The sequence below is a fragment of the Selenomonas bovis DSM 23594 genome (genome assembly GCF_000381005.1).
GTDB lineage: Bacteria > Bacillota > Negativicutes > Selenomonadales > Selenomonadaceae > Selenomonas_C > Selenomonas_C bovis.
This window is the reverse complement of record NZ_KB908379.1, coordinates 327,314-342,732: the sequence shown is the minus strand read 5'-3', so window position 1 is coordinate 342,732 and position 15,419 is coordinate 327,314. Positions and strand designations below refer to the sequence as shown.

General features: G+C 59.6%; 16 protein-coding genes. 15 read left to right on the top strand and 1 reads right to left on the bottom strand.

The annotated features are described in order from the left end of the window. Window positions 1-515: 515 nt before the first annotated feature. From F599_RS0101655 to pyrR, 13 genes are all read left to right on the top strand, one after another. On the top strand, window positions 516-974 hold the full coding sequence (locus tag F599_RS0101655; RefSeq protein ID WP_026327737.1) for an S-adenosylmethionine decarboxylase family protein: 459 nt from the start codon (window positions 516-518) through the stop codon (window positions 972-974). A 186-nt stretch (window positions 975-1,160) separates the two neighbouring features. Continuing rightward, window positions 1,161-2,000 (top strand): RodZ domain-containing protein, encoded by an 840-nt coding sequence (locus F599_RS13370; protein WP_019541796.1) that lies wholly within the window; start codon window positions 1,161-1,163, stop codon window positions 1,998-2,000. Between the two features lie 6 nt (window positions 2,001-2,006). Then, a complete protein-coding gene (locus tag F599_RS13365; protein ID WP_051081644.1) occupies window positions 2,007-3,896 on the top strand; it encodes a YgiQ family radical SAM protein in 1,890 nt (629 codons plus the stop codon). Between the two features lie 4 nt (window positions 3,897-3,900). Continuing rightward, entirely contained in the window at window positions 3,901-4,368 is a 468-nt protein-coding gene (gene nrdR, locus F599_RS0101640; RefSeq protein WP_019541794.1) for a transcriptional regulator NrdR, read from the top strand. 68 nt (window positions 4,369-4,436) lie between these two features. Further along, the gene (locus F599_RS0101635) at window positions 4,437-6,161 is read left to right on the top strand and encodes a TIGR03960 family B12-binding radical SAM protein (RefSeq protein ID WP_019541793.1); all 1,725 of its coding nucleotides are present in this window, start codon (window positions 4,437-4,439) and stop codon (window positions 6,159-6,161) included. A 14-nt stretch (window positions 6,162-6,175) separates the two neighbouring features. Then, a complete protein-coding gene (gene pgeF, locus F599_RS0101630; RefSeq protein WP_019541792.1) occupies window positions 6,176-6,994 on the top strand; it encodes a peptidoglycan editing factor PgeF in 819 nt (272 codons plus the stop codon). Between the two features lie 58 nt (window positions 6,995-7,052). Then, a complete protein-coding gene (locus F599_RS0101625; RefSeq protein ID WP_019541791.1) occupies window positions 7,053-7,742 on the top strand; it encodes a YggS family pyridoxal phosphate-dependent enzyme in 690 nt (229 codons plus the stop codon). Window positions 7,743-7,800: 58 nt separating this feature from the next. Further along, window positions 7,801-8,304 (top strand): cell division protein SepF, encoded by a 504-nt coding sequence (locus F599_RS0101620; RefSeq protein WP_019541790.1) that lies wholly within the window; start codon window positions 7,801-7,803, stop codon window positions 8,302-8,304. Between the two features lie 8 nt (window positions 8,305-8,312). After that, window positions 8,313-9,104 (top strand): YlmH family RNA-binding protein, encoded by a 792-nt coding sequence (locus F599_RS0101615; RefSeq protein ID WP_019541789.1) that lies wholly within the window; start codon window positions 8,313-8,315, stop codon window positions 9,102-9,104. A gap of 233 nt (window positions 9,105-9,337) precedes the next feature. Next, a complete protein-coding gene (locus tag F599_RS0101610; RefSeq protein WP_033368885.1) occupies window positions 9,338-9,982 on the top strand; it encodes a DivIVA domain-containing protein in 645 nt (214 codons plus the stop codon). A gap of 6 nt (window positions 9,983-9,988) precedes the next feature. Further along, window positions 9,989-10,456, top strand: coding sequence for a signal peptidase II (gene lspA, locus F599_RS0101605; protein ID WP_019541787.1), 468 nt, complete (start codon window positions 9,989-9,991; stop codon window positions 10,454-10,456). Then, entirely contained in the window at window positions 10,449-11,369 is a 921-nt protein-coding gene (locus tag F599_RS0101600; RefSeq protein WP_019541786.1) for an RluA family pseudouridine synthase, read from the top strand. Before lspA ends, F599_RS0101600 begins: the two co-directional genes overlap by 8 nt. 65 nt (window positions 11,370-11,434) lie before the next feature. Next, complete coding sequence (pyrR, locus tag F599_RS0101595) at window positions 11,435-11,992, top strand: bifunctional pyr operon transcriptional regulator/uracil phosphoribosyltransferase PyrR (RefSeq protein WP_019541785.1); 558 nt, start codon at window positions 11,435-11,437, stop codon at window positions 11,990-11,992. 165 nt (window positions 11,993-12,157) lie between these two features. On the opposite strand, the gene F599_RS0101590 is transcribed toward pyrR, so the two are convergent. Continuing rightward, window positions 12,158-13,003 carry a polysaccharide deacetylase family protein gene (locus F599_RS0101590; RefSeq protein WP_019541784.1) on the bottom strand — a complete coding sequence of 282 codons (846 nt, stop codon included), beginning with the start codon at window positions 13,001-13,003 and terminating at the stop codon, window positions 12,158-12,160. A gap of 197 nt (window positions 13,004-13,200) precedes the next feature. Here F599_RS0101590 and map point away from each other — a divergent pair, with 197 nt between their 5' ends. Continuing rightward, on the top strand, window positions 13,201-14,073 hold the full coding sequence (gene map, locus F599_RS0101585; RefSeq protein WP_019541783.1) for a type I methionyl aminopeptidase: 873 nt from the start codon (window positions 13,201-13,203) through the stop codon (window positions 14,071-14,073). Continuing rightward, on the top strand, window positions 14,070-15,398 hold the full coding sequence (locus F599_RS0101580; protein WP_019541782.1) for a DEAD/DEAH box helicase: 1,329 nt from the start codon (window positions 14,070-14,072) through the stop codon (window positions 15,396-15,398). The genes map and F599_RS0101580 overlap by 4 nt, the downstream gene beginning before the upstream one ends. The last annotated feature ends 21 nt before the right edge of the window (window positions 15,399-15,419 follow it).

The window sequence follows — 15,419 nt, the reverse complement described above, 5'->3', positions numbered from 1 at the left end:
GCGAGGCATGAAGCGGACTGCTACTAATAGGTCGAGGGCTTATCTTTCAAGCAGAGAGCCACGACTAAGATGTCAGGGAGTTTCTTCTGTATAGTTTTGAGAGAACATGACGGAGAAGAGTTGTTGCAAGTTATTTACTTTGCAGCAACTCTTTTTGAGTTATTCAGTCGTGTGTGTCAACATTTTCATTGGTTAGTAATTTACTGCAAGGACGGGCGCACAATATCCACAAAGTGGACGTTTGTGCGTTGAGTTTACTACGTAAATCCCCAAGAGCGCAAGCCGCAGGCGTAGCGCGATTGGCTGGATTTATTGCAAGGACGGGCGCACAATGTCCACAAAGTGGACGTTTGTGCGTTGAGTTTATTATAATATTACAGTGCCTTTCGGTTGACGTTTTTCTTTCTTCTGCCTTATAATGAGTGATATACACGGGTGTAGCAGGTTGCATCCAATCCCTGGGATTTAGCAGTTGGGTACATTTGGCTGCAGATTCCTTGAAGGAGAGAGATTTTGTGAAGATTTTAGCCAGACAGCTCACATTTGATTTGTATAATTGTAAGAACAGCAAACTGCGAGAGATGGATGAAGTCAAAGCCATGCTGCAAGGCGTGCTCCTCGAGACTGGATGCGCCTTGATCAATACGGAGGCACGTTCGCTCAGTCAGGAACATTTTGTCCTCGTGGCGCTTTTCGAGGAGGGGCATATCCTGCTTCATGTGTATCCAGCCATGCGTTATGTTGCTGGCGATATTTTCCTTTGCACGGAAAATGCTGCGCCGGAGGAGTTTTTCAAAGGACTGCGTCGTTTTTTCCAGCCGGATAAGACGAAGACGACGTTTTTCAAGCGCGGTAATTTCCAGGCCAATACGGAAATCAAGCCGAAGACGAAGACAAGGGTCGCGCCCCTCAGGAAGATTCATAATACGGGTGCGAAGGTGATCCGCATTCTCGCGCGTCGCAATCGTCAATAGGAGAAGGTACAGGGACTGTCTTGCAGATGTCGCTGTATTTTCTTGTGCTTCGCAGTGACACAAGGTATAATAGGAGGCGGCAGTTTTCTAGGCAGGTTCCCTAGATTGCCTGTGAAGCAGATATTTGTGTGTGCATTTTTGAATATAGATGATTCCCATAGGGGAGTCGGGATTAGGAGACGATAGATGATGATCGGTGATTTGCTCCGTGCGGAGAGAGAACGACAGAACTTATCGATTAAGGATGTCGAGAGGGGAACGAGCATTCGCTCGCTTTATATAGAAGCCATCGAAAAAGGTGAGTACAAGACGCTGCCGGGAGAGGTTTACACGAAGGGATTCATCCGCAATTACGCGAATTTCCTGAAGCTGGATGCCGATGCTGCTGTCAAGCAGTTCAATGAGGAACGCCATCCGGATCATCCGGTCGCTGAATCTGGAGCACAGCAGCCGTTACAGGCTGAACCTGCGGCCGGAAAGACTACTACGTCTCCGGTACCGGAGCTTCATCATGAGAACGATTTCGTCCAGCGCGTGGAAAGTTCTCACCATAGGCAGACGCTGATCATGGGAGTGGTGGCTGTGATTGTCGTGCTCGCTGGTGCCTATTTCCTCCTGGGCGGGGATGATGAGCCGCAGCCAGCTAAGACGCAGCCATCCGTTACGCAGCAGGCGTCGAAAACGTCAGCCAAGCAGCAGGCACAGCAGCCGAGTGAGGAAGAGAAAGCGACAGAGGTCAAGGTGGCGGTGAAGTTCACTGGGCGCTGCTGGGTATCTGTGAAGGCAGACGGCAAGACATTGTTCGAGGGTACGGTCGAGAAAGGCGAGACGAAGGAATGGACGGCAGACCAGCGCCTCGACCTCACGGCGGGTAATGCCGGCGCGGTGACACTCTCGTATAATGGCGAGGATCAGGGAGTACTCGGCAAGGAGGGCGAAGTCGTTGAGAAGACGTATCGTCTCGATGGAGCAGCGGATGCCGTGGATGCTACGGCTGAGAAGTCGGCTGCAAAAAAGAAGAAGTAAGGCTGAATGAATAGATTTTTACCGATTTCGCGTGCTGATATGGAAGAACGCGGCTGGGAGACGTTGGATTTCGTCTTTGTCTCGGGAGATGCCTATGTGGATCATCCGAGCTTTGGGCCGGCGATTCTCTGCCGCTTGCTGGAGAAGCACGGCTATAAGGTTGGCATCATCCCGCAGCCGGATTGGCATTCGACGCGGGATTTTGCGCGACTGGGACGGCCGCGGCTCGCGTTTCTCGTCTCGGCGGGGAATATGGATTCTCTGCTCAACCAGTTTACGGCCGCAAAGAAGCGGCGCCACGAGGACGCGTATTCGCCAGGCGGCGAGGGCGGTCATCGGCCAGCGCGAGCGACGATTGTCTACGCGAACCGCCTGCGGGAGCTCTATCCGGAGGTGCCAATCATCATCGGAGGCATCGAGGCGAGTTTGCGACGCTTCGCCCATTATGATTATTGGTCTGATGAGGTGCGCCGTTCGATTCTCGTTGACAGCATGGCGGATCTGCTCGTCTACGGCATGGGAGAGCGTGCGCTGCTGGAAATCGCGGCTGACTTGCATCAGGGGGTGGCAGTGGAAAATATCCAGGATGTCGCGGGGACGTGCTTCCGCGTGCCGGGATTCGACTATGTATATGACTACCTGAAGCTGCCCTCGTTCGCCGCTGTGCGCGCGGAGAAACGGGTGTTTGCCGAGGCGTTCCGGACGGCGTATCTCGAGCAGGATCCCATTCGCGGGCGCAGGCTCGCGCAGCAGAATGACGAGTGGTGCGTCGTGCAGAATCCGCCTGCGAAGCCGCTCACGGAGACGGAGATGGATGGGGTATATGATCTGCCGTACCAGCGGACGTATCATCCCATCTATGAGAAGGCGGGCGGCGTACCTGCCATCAAGGAAGTGCAGTTCAGCCTGGTCTCGCAGCGTGGCTGCTTCGGCGGTTGCAACTTCTGTGCCATTATTTCCCATGAGGGCCGCATCATCCAGCGCCGGAGTCATGCGTCCATCCTGCGCGAGGCACGGCTGCTGACGCAGCTGCCTGGCTTCAAGGGCTACATCCACGATGTCGGCGGACCGACGGCGAATTTTCGGCGGACATCCTGTGACGCGCAGCTCGTGCGCGGTACTTGCCGCGGCAAGCCGTGCCTGTCACCGGAGCCCTGCGCGCATCTCGTGGCCGATCATAGTGATTATCTCCAGCTCCTGCGGGAGCTGCGCGCGCTGCCGGGCGTTAAGAAGGTCTTCGTACGCTCGGGTATCCGGTTCGACTATCTGCTGCTTGCGAAGGATGATTTCCTCGAGGAGCTTTGCGCGCATCATGTGAGCGGGCAGCTCAAGATCGCGCCGGAACATATCTCCGATCGCGTGACGCGGCTCATGGGCAAATCGAACCGTGCTGTCTATCTGGAGTTTGTCAGGCGTTTCCGACGGGTGAACGAGAAACTGGGCAAGAAGCAGTATCTCGTGCCGTATTTCATGTCGAGCCATCCGGGGGCGGAACTTTCGGATGCCATCGAGCTTGCGGAATTCCTGCGTGATATGGGCTATCATCCGCAGCAGGTACAGGATTTCATCCCGACACCGGGGACGCTCTCGACTTGCATGTGGTATACGGGACAGCATCCGCTCACAGGCGAGCCGGTCTATTCGGCGAAGCGCCCGGAGGAAAAGAGGATGCAGCGCGCGCTCATGCAGTATTGGCTGCCGCGCAACCATGACATCGTGCGCAGGGCGCTGCGGCTCGCCCATCGGGAGGATCTCATCGGCTATGGCGCGCATGCGCTCGTGCCGCCGGCAGAGTGCGAGACGGCGCATCATCCCCGTGTGAGAACTGTGGCGGCAGGGAAACGCCGCGAGTGCCCGCGCAGCGGGCACGGCGAGAAAAAAAGGAAAAGAAGGTGATGTCATGCGTTGTCCTTACTGCGGCAAGGCGGACAGCCGCGTGGTCGATTCCCGCGCGGCAGATGAGGGCGCGACCATCCGGCGGCGCCGCGAGTGCACAGGTTGCGGGCGTCGTTTTACGACGTACGAGGTGGTCGAGAAAGTACCGCTCATGGTCATCAAGAATGACGGCAGGCGGGAGCCGTTCAAGCAGGAGAAGCTGCTGAACGGGCTGATTCGATCCTGCGAAAAGCGCGATATCCCCATGGAGCGGATCGTCCGCCTGGCCAATGAGATCGAGCGCGAGGTGCGCAATACGATGGAGCGTGAGATTCCGTCGAAAAAGCTTGGACAGCTGGTCATGGATCACCTGCGGGATTTCGATGAGGTAGCGTATATCCGCTTTGCCTCTGTCTATCGCAAGTTTGCGGATATCGGCAATTTCATCACAGAGCTCGATGAGCTCCGCGAGTCGAAGAAGAAGAAAGACTGAGCCTGCCGCACCCGGTGGGCTTTCATTTTAGCGGCAGTGGGCCGCGCAGGACGGCAGGGGGTCGGACAGTGGACTGGGAACTCAAGAGGGAGCTTCAGGAAAAACTCGCAGGCGAACAGGGATACTACCGTTATGCAGCGGGAACGCGGCAGCGGTTCGCGCTGGTCTATCCGAATTCCTATTTCGTCGGCATGTCGAACCTCGGGCTGCACATCATTTACGATTTGCTCAACAAGCGGCGGGATACGGCATGCGAGCGGTTTTTCCTGCCGGAGCGGCAGCGCATCGCGCGCTATGAGAAGACGCGCACGCCGCTCATGAGCATCGAGAACCAGTTGCCACTCTATGAGTTCCCGCTCATCGGCTTTGCTGTCTCCTTCGAGATGGATTATTTCAATGTGCTCAAGGTGCTCGAACTGGGGAAGATCCGCCTGCGCGCGGCGGAGCGCACGGAGCAGGACCCCATTGTCATCGCGGGCGGTCCCTGCGCGACGTTCAATCCCGAGCCGCTGTCGCTCGTCATCGATGCCTTCATTATCGGCGAGGGCGAGGTCATCATGCCTGCGTTCATGGACGCGTACGCGAGGGCGCGCGCAGCGGGAGTGTCGCGCGCAGAGCTCCTGCTGGCACTTGCGGCAGTGCCGGGCGTCTATGTGCCGTCGCTCTACGAGCACCGCTATGATGCGGCGGGGCGTCTTGCTGCCGTCGAGCCGCTGCCTGGTGCGCCGGAGCGTGTCTGCCGCCAGTGGGTGAAGGATCTAGACGCGTGGCCCGCGCATACGGTGGTCGTGACGGACGATACGGAGTTCAACCTCTACCTCGTCGAGACGGCGCGTGGCTGCGGCCGTCATTGCAGGTTCTGCATGGCGGGCTATTGCTTCCGCGTGCCGCGCAACCGCAGTTTGGCACTCATCGAGCGGGAGGTGCGGGAGGCACTGCCCTTCGGCAAGCGCATCGGACTCATGGGCGCGGCGATTTCTGACTATCCGGAGATCGATGCGCTCTGCCGGAACATCCTCGGCGAGGGCCTCTCGATGTCCGTCGCGTCGTTCCGCGCCGATTCCGTGACGGAAGAGCTCGTCGCCTCACTTGCCGAGAGTGGTCTCAAGACGCTCACGATGGCGCCGGAGGCGGGGAGCAAGCGCATGCGCGCCGTCATCAATAAGGGCATCGAGGAGGAGCATCTCTTCCACGCGATGGATCTCGGACTCGCGGCGGGCATCCCGAACTATCGCCTCTATCTGATGATCGGCCTGCCGTTCGAGACGGCTGAGGACATCGAGGCGATCATCGACCTCGCGGGGAGGCTCAAGGATTATATGGAGGAGCGCGGCGCGAAGGGGACGCTGACGCTCTCCATCAATCCGTTCATCCCAAAGCCGTTCACGCCGTTCCAGTGGTCGCCGATGTGCGAGAAGAAGACGGTCGAACGTTCCTTGAAGCGTATCGAGCAGGCGCTGCGCCGCCGCAAGCATATCCACATCATCGCGGAGAGCCCGCGGGAGGCGTATGTGCAGGGCGTGCTCGCGCGCGGCGACAGGCGTGTCGCGGCGGCGCTCCTGCGTGCTCATGAGATGGGCGGCAGCAAGGCGTTTCGGCGCGCGATGCGGGAGGCGCAGCTCGATCCGGCGTTCTATCTGTATCGGGAGCGTTCACCGGAGGAGCTGTTCCCGTGGGAACGCCTCGACATGGGCTTTCGGAAGGACTATCTTTATGCGGAGCTGCAGCGTGCGCAGAAGCTTCTGCCGACGGTGCCCTGTTTCGCAGGGTGCCATCGCTGCGGTGTTTGTTGACGGGAGGCGCAGACATGGCGTATTATCTCAAGCAGGCAGGGAAGAATCTCTGGCATGGGAAATTTTCCATCTTTCCAGAGGATTTGGCAGTTCATGCGATTTCTACGCGTCTGGGCGGCGTGAGCCGGCCGCCGTATGACACGCTCGACCTCGCACTCCATGTCGGAGATGAGGCGGCAGCGGTGCGGGAGAACCGCGGCCTCTTCGCGCGGAGCCTCGGACTCGATGCACGGCGCATCGTGACGCCGGAGCAGGTGCATGGCGACGTGGTCGCCTGCGTTGACGAACAGGATGCAGGGCGCGGCAGCCAATCATATGATGACTGTATCAAAGAGACGGATGCGCTCATCACGGATACGCCGGGATTGCCGCTCATGCTCTGCTTTGCTGACTGTACGCCCATCGTCTTTCTCGACCCGGAGAAGCGTGCCGTCGGCATAGCGCACGGCGGCTGGAAGGGAACGGTTCAGTCTATTGCGGCGAAGACGCTCGCGCGCATGACGGAGGCGTTCGGCACGCAGCCGCGCGACGTACTCGTCGGCATCGGCCCCTCCATCGGTCCGTGCTGTTACGAGGTCGGTGCGGAGGTCGCGGCAAGGTTTTGCGCGGCGTTCCCCTACGCGGAGGAACTGCTGCTGCACGAGACAGACGGCCATGTGCACCTCGATCTCTGGGAGGCGAATCGGCAGCAGCTGCTGCGCAGCGGCGTGCCGGAGGAAAACATCGAGGTTGCGGGCGAGTGCACCTGCTGCCGCCATGCCTGGTATTATTCCTATCGAGCGGATCAGGGAAAAACGGGGCGGATCGCCGCCCTCATCTCATTGCGTTCATGAGGAATCGCCGTATGATGGTATGGTTTCGCAGGGGCGCGGTTTTCGGGAGGAATCATTCATGATTGCAGAAAAGCTTCAGGAAGTAGAGGAGAAAATCGAGGCGGCGAAGGCGCGCCGGACACCGCAGATCACGGAGGATGTCCAGCTTGTCGCCGTCACGAAGAATCACGATGTGGCCGCCATGCGCGAGGCTATCGACGCAGGCGTCACGGATATCGGCGAAAACCGCATCCAGGAGGCGATGGGGAAGTATGAGACGCTGGGGCGCCAGGTCACATGGCATCTCATCGGTCATCTGCAGACGAATAAGGCAAAGCAGGCCGTGAAATATTTCGATCTCATCCATTCGGTTGACACGCCGCATCTCGCCCGCGCTCTCGACAAGGAAGCGGGGAAGATCGGCAAGGTGCAGGATGTGCTCGTACAGGTGAACCTCGCAAAGGAGGAGAGCAAGTCGGGCGTCTACGAGGAGGATCTGCAGCCGCTGCTCCAACTCGTCGACGAGCTGCCGCATTTGCGTCTTTGCGGTCTCATGTGCATCGCGCCGAATTATGACGATACCGAGAAATGTCGGCCGCTCTTCCGCCGCATGCGCGAAATTTTTGACGGAATAAAGGATATTCCGTTTCAGACAGCGAATATTAAATATTTATCAATGGGAATGTCGCATGACTACGAGATTGCCATCGAGGAGGGGGCGAACATCGTACGTGTCGGCACGGCGATTTTCGGGCCGCGCCAATATTGACCGTAAGGAAGTGCTGAATTCATCAGTGATTCCTAAGAACCGCGGGGAGTGAACATAAATGAAAATCATCGATAAGGTCTGCGGCAAGATCGGGCTCATAGACAGCGATGAGGAGAAGAAGCTCGAGGAAGAAATCGAACAGGAAGAGCAGGAAGTAGAAGAGGAGGACGAAGAAGAAGTGTCAAAGTTTGAGCGCTCTGAAGGGCAGCCGGAGGTATCGGCGCGCAATGTCGTCGATTTCACGAGTGCTGCTTCCGCGCGGGAGAATGGCGGTAATCTCAGGATGAAGGTCATCGTCATCGAGCCGAAGACGTTCGACGACGCACAACAGGTGGCGAATTGCCTGCGGGAAAAGCGGCCTGTGGTGATCAATTTCGAGAATACGGACGGCGATGATGCGCGCCGCATCATTGATTTCATCAGCGGTACGACGTATGCGCTGAACGGTGAGATCAAGAAGGTGGGGCACAATGTCTTTTTCTGTGCGCCGAGCAACGTCAATGTAACGTATACGGAGGAGGAGCGCAAGGTATCGACGGAGATGCCTTGGCTCAAGAAATAAGGGATACCATGGCATCAGGACAAAGAGATAAAATCATTCGTTATTACCGCGGCACGGAGGGTGCCGAGACAGCAGAACGCCTCGTCGATCTCGCGGAGCAGGCGCTGAGGAGCCAGAAGTTCCGTCTGACGGATTTCCTCGACCCGTTCGGGCAGGAGATTGCGGAGACCATCGCGGCGAATTATCCTGGATTGGCCGTCGATTTTGACGGGGGTTACCCGGGCGCGGAGCGCTGCCGCGCCGTATTCAAGGACAAGACGTTCGGCGGGACACCTGGCTTCGAGATTGCTGTCGTGCGCGCGCAGTGGAACGGCCAGTTCGTGCGGCTCGGCCACCGCGATGTACTCGGGGCGCTCATGGGGCTGGGCATCGAGCGCGGCAAGCTGGGCGATATCCTCGCGACGCAGGAAAGCGCGCGCCTGCTCTGCGACGCGAAGATCGCGCCGTTCCTCATCGAGCATCTCACGCAGATTGGCGCGGCAGGTGTGCAGTGCAGCGAGGACGACCTTTCCGCCATCACGCCGAAGGAGGAGCGCGCGAAGGAGATTCGCGCGACTGTGGCTTCGCTGCGCGTGGATTCCATCGCGGCGGCGGGGTTCGGCTTCTCGCGGAGCCGTGCAGCCGCCGATATCAAGGCGGAGAAGCTCAAGCTCAACTGGCAGAGCGTCCGGAGCGCCTCGCAGCTCGTCAAGGAGGGGGATGTTCTCTCGATGCGCGGCAGAGGGCGCCTCGAGGTCGAAGAGGTGCGCGGCCAGACGAAGAAGGGGCGGACGAGCGTCGTCCTCAAGCGGTATCTATAAGGAACCGCTGATTAAATGAAGTGCTCCGGATTTTCGTGGATGCGCTGTACTCTTCGGAGACAAACCGCAGGCGTAGCCGAAGCTACGCTGAGGATGGTAGAGGGCGAGAGGACAGTGCAGACGCGTGAAGGCGGAGTGCTGAATTAATCAGTGGTTCCATAAAGAGGGCATGCGTCGTTCTTTTTCGGTTTTTGTCGTCTCGCAAGCGCCACAAGGTAAAGGGGATTTTCATTTTGCTTACACCAATGGACATTCACAACAAGGAATTCAAGCGGAGCTTCCGCGGGTATAATGAGGATGAGATCGACGAGTTCCTCGATCAGGTCGTCAATGACTATGAACGCCTCTACAGGGAGAATGATCAGCTCAAGAAGGATCTCGAGCGAAGTCATCAGGCGAATGCTGACTATGTAGATCGCGAACAGACCATCAAGGATACGCTTGTCATGGCGCAGAGGACGGCAGAGGAGGTAACGAAGAGCGCGAAGGAAAGTGCGCAGTCGCTCAAGGAGACGACAGCGCGTGAGTGCCAGAACCTGCGCCGCCAGACGGATATCGACTGCCGTGAGACGCGTCACCGCGCGGAGGATGAGGCACGCCGCCTCGTCAGCGAGGCAAGGGAGCGGGTGCGGCTCATCGTAGCGGAGTACGACCGCCTTGTGCGTGAGAAGAATGCCTATCTGACGAAAGTACGGACGTCGCTGGCGCAGGAGCTCGCCATCATCGATCAGACGATGCAGGAGGTGCCGGATCCTGTTGCTGCCGACAAGAGTGCGCAGGAAGCGGCGGAGCGGGCAAAGGATGCTGCGGAGACGCCAGCGCAGGAGATGTCAAAGGCAGAGGACGCACAATTGGAGCAGGCGTCTGCTGAGGATTGATGATTGATGGCTGTTGTTTTTTTCATTGTCATCCTCTTCTGCGATCAGGCGGTAAAGGTGTATATCCGTTCGTCTTTCCTGCCGGGGGAGTCGCTGTCGGTGATACCTCATGTCTTCCATATCACGTATGTGCTCAACCCCGGGGCGGCCTTCGGGATTTTCGCCAACCAGCGGGCCTTCTTCATTGCGGCGGGCGTGCTGCTCTTCTGCCTCGCGGTTTATTTCTATCCCCGCCTGCGGCGCGAGGGCCGCTGGCTCCGCTTCAGCGTCGCGTCGCTGCTCGCAGGGGCGGCGGGTAACCTGATTGACCGCATCGCGAGCGGGCTCGTCGTCGATTTCCTCGATTTCCGCATCTGGCCGGTGTTCAACCTCGCGGATATCGCCATCGTCGGCGGTGTCATCGGCATGATGCTGGTCATCCTGTTCCCCGCTCGTTTTGACGCGGACGCGGAGAGGAGGCGGCAGCATGGCTGAACAGGAAGTATATCAGATGGAGACGGCAGGTGAACGCCTCGACAAGTTCCTCGCGGCGCGTCTGACGGAGCTGTCGCGCTCGCATCTGCAGAAGCTCATCGAGGCGGGCGCTGTCCTTGTGGACGGCAAGCCGCGCAAGGCGAATTACAAGAGCCGCGGTGGCGAGGAAGTCACGCTCACGCTGCCGGCACCCGAGGCGACGGAGATCGCTGCAGAGCCGCTGCCGCTCGCAATCCTCTATGAGGACGTGGACATCATCGTCATCAATAAGGCGCGCGGCATGGTCGTGCATCCGGCGGCGGGCGTCACGCATGGGACGCTCGTCAACGCGCTGCTCGCGCATTGCAAGGATCTCTCCGGCATCAACGGCGCCATCCGCCCGGGCATCGTGCATCGCCTCGACAAGGACACGTCGGGCGTCATGGTGGCGGCCAAGAATGACCGCGCGCACATAGACCTCGCCGAGCAGATCCGCACGAAGGCGGCGCGCCGCGTCTATTGGGCCATCGTGCACGGCAACATCCGGGAGGAGTCCGGCACGATCAAGGGTGCCATCGGCAGGAGCGCGAAGGACCGCAAGTGCATGGCCATCGTCCCGGGCGGCAAGCCTGCCGTCACGCATTTTCGCGTGCTGGAGCGCTTCGGTGACTACACGCTCGTCGAGTGCCGCCTCGAGACGGGCCGCACGCATCAGATCCGCGTGCACCTCACGAGCATCGGCCATCCGCTCGTCGGCGATCCGAAGTACGGCCGCAGATCCTCGCCTTTCGCCATCGCGGGGCAGGCGCTCCATTCGCTGACGCTCGACCTCACGCATCCGGTGACGCGTCAGCCGATGCATTTTATGGCACCGCTGCCTGAGGATATGGCGCGCATCCTCGCGGCCTTGCGCGCGCGCCGCAGCAGAGGATAGGAGCGATAGGAGGGCAGTTCTATCAGCGTTTTCGCAGAACAGTCGTTACAGAGGGAGTGAATCGTATGCCAGTGCTTATTGACAAAACCGTTCTCATGGATGCCAGCGGCATCCGGCGCGCGCTCACGCGCATTTCTCATGAGATTCTCGAGAAGAACAAGGGCATGGAGGACATCGTGCTCGTCGGTATTCGCACGCGCGGTGTGCCGATTGCCGAGCGCATCGCGAAGAGCATCGAGAGCATCGAGGGCAAGCGTCCGCCGGTCGGCATCCTCGATATCACGCTTTACCGCGACGATCTCTCTACGCTTTCCTATCAGCCTATCGTCCATCCCACAGAGCTGCCCGTCGATATCACGGGCAAGCATGTCGTGCTCGTCGACGATGTGCTCTATACGGGGCGCACGATCCGCGCCGCGCTCGATGCGCTCATCGACATGGGACGGCCGAAGAGCATACAGCTCGCAGTGCTCATCGACCGCGGCCACAGGGAATTGCCCATCCGTGCGGACTATGTGGGCAAGAATGTGCCGACCTCCTCGCACGAGCTCGTGAGCGTGCAGCTCAACGCGACGGATGGCCTGGAGAAGGTCGTCATCCGCGAGCGCCGTGAGGACGCTTGAGATAGGGATTCGCGTTGTTGCATGACGAGCGGCGAGACATTTTGGTCAAGCGAAGCGATGCGTGAAAAAGGCGGCGCCTGAGGTTTCACAGGAAACCTCAGGCGCCGCCTTTTGCGGACAGACGTCAGATGATATGACCAAGCTAGTGTGTCTGGCGAGCACCGGTCAGGGCACCATGATGAAATGAGCGAGCCAGGGATGCTGTTTGCCGAGGCTGGTCTTGCAGTCGTTGAGCGGTGCCAGCAGCGGCGCGAGCCGCAGGCGGAGCTTGAATCGCGCGAGCGTGTGGCTGTTGCTGCCGAAGATCGGCACGCGGTCGAGGATGAAGGGATCCTCCCCCGGTGCGGCGAGGCCGTAGTGGACGGTGAACGCCGCGCGATAGCCGGCCGCCTTCGTGAGTTCCTCGATGTCCTCGTCGTATTCCCCACAGGGGTAGGCGATGAAGCGCACCTCTTTGCCGAGGTTCCACTCGAGCGCTTTTTTCGAGCCTGCGAGCTGGTGCTGCGCCTCCTCGAGCGAGGGAGCCTTGGTCAGCTCCTCGTGTGAGAGCGTGTGGCTCTCGAAATCGATGAGGCCGCTTTCCCGCATTTCTGCGACATTGGCCCAGGTCAGGTAGTTCGGATATGTGCTGACGTAATCGGAGATGAGGAAGATCGTCGCCTTGAGATGGTATTTCTCGAGGATGGGGTACGCGTGGTTGTAGTTATCGAGATAGCCGTCGTCGAAGGTGATGATGACGGGCTTCTCTGGAAGCGTGCCCTTGCCCTCCCAGGCATCTACCATCTCCGCGGGCGTGATGGTCGTATAGCCTTCCTCAGCGAGATACTTCATCTGCGCCTCGAACTGCTTGGTATTGACCGTCAGGGAGTTATGCTCGGTGTCGTTGATCTGGTGATAGTTGAGGACGGGGACACCGCCCTTTGCCTGCTGGAACAAGGCGGCGATGCCGAGCAGCAGCAGGACGACGAGGAGCGCGCCCAACGCGAGGAGCGCCTTCCATTTTTTCTGCAACAGGAACACATCCTTTTCAAGGCGGCGGGAAAATACACCGGGATGCCGCCGCTGGCTTGTCTTGTCATACGACCTAATATATTACATTGTCCTTTACCTGTCAAGAAATCCGGCATATAATAAGGAGGTAGGTCTGTGCCAGAAAATGAAGCCGGAGCTGTTTTTTTATGGGTTTGCTAAAGGAGTTTTTTTCGAGAATGAACCGCAACGATTTATGCTGGTGTGGCAGCGGCAAGAAGTATAAGAAATGCCACATGGAATATGACGAACGCATCAACGAGATTAAGTTTGATTTCTTCAAGGGGCAGTGCCGTCCGCCCCATAAGATCATCAACAATGAGGCAGATATCGCGGGCATCCGCGCGGCCGGCGTCATCAACGACGCGGCGCTCGACCTCATGGCGGAAATGGTGCGCCCGGGCATCGATACGGCGTCGCTCGACGCCGCGGTGTATGATTTTCTCACGGAGCGCGGCGCGCGCCCTGCAGATCTCAATTTCGAGGGCTATCCCAAGAGCGTCTGCATCTCCATCAATGATGTGGTCTGCCACGGCATCCCGTCGAAGAAGACCATCCTCAAGGAGGGGGACATCGTCAATATCGACATGACGACGCTCTACAACGGTTATTACGCCGATGCTTCGCGCATGTATATGATCGGCGAGGTGAGCCCCGCGGCCGAGCGCCTCGTGCGCGTGACGCGCGAGTGCATGGAGCGCGGCATCGCCGCGGCGAAGCCGTGGCATTTCCTCGGCGACGTGAGCGCGGCCTGCGGCGATCACGCCCATGCGAACGGCTATTCGGTCGTGACGGATCTCGGCGGGCACGGCGTCGGCAAGGAGTTCCACTCCGAGCCGTTCGTGCCGCATGTGGGCGAGCCGGGGACGGGCATGTTGCTCGTGCCCGGCATGACGCTCACGATCGAGCCGATGATCAATGAGGGAAGCTCGAAAGTGCGGACGGATACGAGCGACGGCTGGACCGTGCGCACGCGCGACGGCAAGCTCTCCGCACAGTGGGAGAATACGATCCTCATCACGGAGACGGGCGCGGAGGTACTTTCATCGTGACATCTTTTGCAGAATTCGGACTTTCTCCCTCCGTGGTCGAGGTGCTGCGCCAGCGTGGCATCCGCGAGGCGACGCCGGTGCAGGAGCGCGCCATCCCTGTCTTGCGCGCGGGGCGCGACGCCATCGTGCAGGCGCAGACGGGCACGGGCAAGACGCTCGCGTACCTGCTGCCGCTCGTAGAGCGCATCAAGCCGCAGGCGGAGACGGCGCAGGCACTCGTCCTCGCGCCGACGCGGGAGCTCGCGCAGCAGATCGACAAGGTGGCGTCCGTCGTCTGCGGCGCAGCGGGCGTGACGAGCCTCGTCCTCTACGGCGGACAGGACATCGAGCGCCAGAAGCTGCGCCTGCGGCGCCATCCGCAGCTCATCATCGGAACGCCGGGACGCTTGCTCGACCACCTGCGGCGCGGGACGCTCGCAATCTCGCATGTCAACAAGGTCGTGCTCGATGAGGCGGATGAGATGATGAAGCTCGGCTTCATCGAGGATGTCGAGCGCCTGCTCCAGGCTGTGGCAGCCGACCGGCAGTTCCTGCTCTTTTCCGCGACGATGCCGGAGCGTGTCCGGGGACTCGCGCGCGCCTATATGAAAGCGCCCGAGGAGATCATCATCAAGGGCGAGCATGTGACGCTCGAGAACATCGAGCAGGAGATCATCGACACGCATGAGGAGACGAAGCTCGATACTCTCTGCGACGTCATCAACCGCACGCAGCCGTACCTCGCGATGGTCTTCTGCCATACGCGGGCGCGTGTCCATCAGGTCACGATGGCGCTTGCGGCGCGCGGCTACCTCGTCGACGAGCTGCACGGCGACCTCACACAGGTGCAGCGCGCGCTCGTGCTCAAGAGATTCCGCACGGCGAAGCTGCAGATCCTCGTCGCGACGGATATCGCGGCGCGCGGTCTCGACATCGAGGGCGTCACGCACGTCATCAACTACGATCTCCCGCGGGACACGGAGGCCTATATCCACCGCATTGGCCGTACGGGGCGCGCGGGGGAAAAGGGGATGGCCATCACGTTCGTGAACGCGCGGCAGTACGACCAGCTCCGCCGCATCGAGGCGGGCATCAAGGCGCGCATTGCCAAAGCCCATGCCGAGCGGCACCGCCGCCATGTAGCAAAGCAGGAAAAGATCAAGGCGCAGCTCGCAGAAGAACGCTGTGAGAAGCAGCCGAAGCGCAAGCCTCTGAGCAAATACGCGAACCGCAAGGGCGCGAAGCACAAGGGGCACAACCTGCGCAGTCGCCGAGAGAGCGCGCGGCAGGGGCGGCAGAAGACGAACGTCGCGCATCGCTCCAAGATGGGCGGCCGCAGGAAATGAGGTACGCCGCTGGTCCGCACG

What these genes read in the sequence shown, in the direction of transcription:
- F599_RS13370 (WP_019541796.1), top strand. Translation starts at nt 1,161, where the DNA reads ATGATGATCGGTGATTTGCTCCGTGCGGAGAGAGAACGACAGAACTTA.
- F599_RS13365 (WP_051081644.1), top strand. Translation starts at nt 2,007, where the DNA reads ATGAATAGATTTTTACCGATTTCGCGTGCTGATATGGAAGAACGCGGC.
- nrdR (WP_019541794.1), top strand. Translation starts at nt 3,901, where the DNA reads ATGCGTTGTCCTTACTGCGGCAAGGCGGACAGCCGCGTGGTCGATTCC.
- pgeF (WP_019541792.1), top strand. Translation starts at nt 6,176, where the DNA reads ATGGCGTATTATCTCAAGCAGGCAGGGAAGAATCTCTGGCATGGGAAA.
- F599_RS0101625 (WP_019541791.1), top strand. Translation starts at nt 7,053, where the DNA reads ATGATTGCAGAAAAGCTTCAGGAAGTAGAGGAGAAAATCGAGGCGGCG.
- F599_RS0101620 (WP_019541790.1), top strand. Translation starts at nt 7,801, where the DNA reads ATGAAAATCATCGATAAGGTCTGCGGCAAGATCGGGCTCATAGACAGC.
- F599_RS0101615 (WP_019541789.1), top strand. Translation starts at nt 8,313, where the DNA reads ATGGCATCAGGACAAAGAGATAAAATCATTCGTTATTACCGCGGCACG.
- lspA (WP_019541787.1), top strand. Translation starts at nt 9,989, where the DNA reads ATGGCTGTTGTTTTTTTCATTGTCATCCTCTTCTGCGATCAGGCGGTA.
- F599_RS0101600 (WP_019541786.1), top strand. Translation starts at nt 10,449, where the DNA reads ATGGCTGAACAGGAAGTATATCAGATGGAGACGGCAGGTGAACGCCTC.
- pyrR (WP_019541785.1), top strand. Translation starts at nt 11,435, where the DNA reads ATGCCAGTGCTTATTGACAAAACCGTTCTCATGGATGCCAGCGGCATC.
- map (WP_019541783.1), top strand. Translation starts at nt 13,201, where the DNA reads ATGAACCGCAACGATTTATGCTGGTGTGGCAGCGGCAAGAAGTATAAG.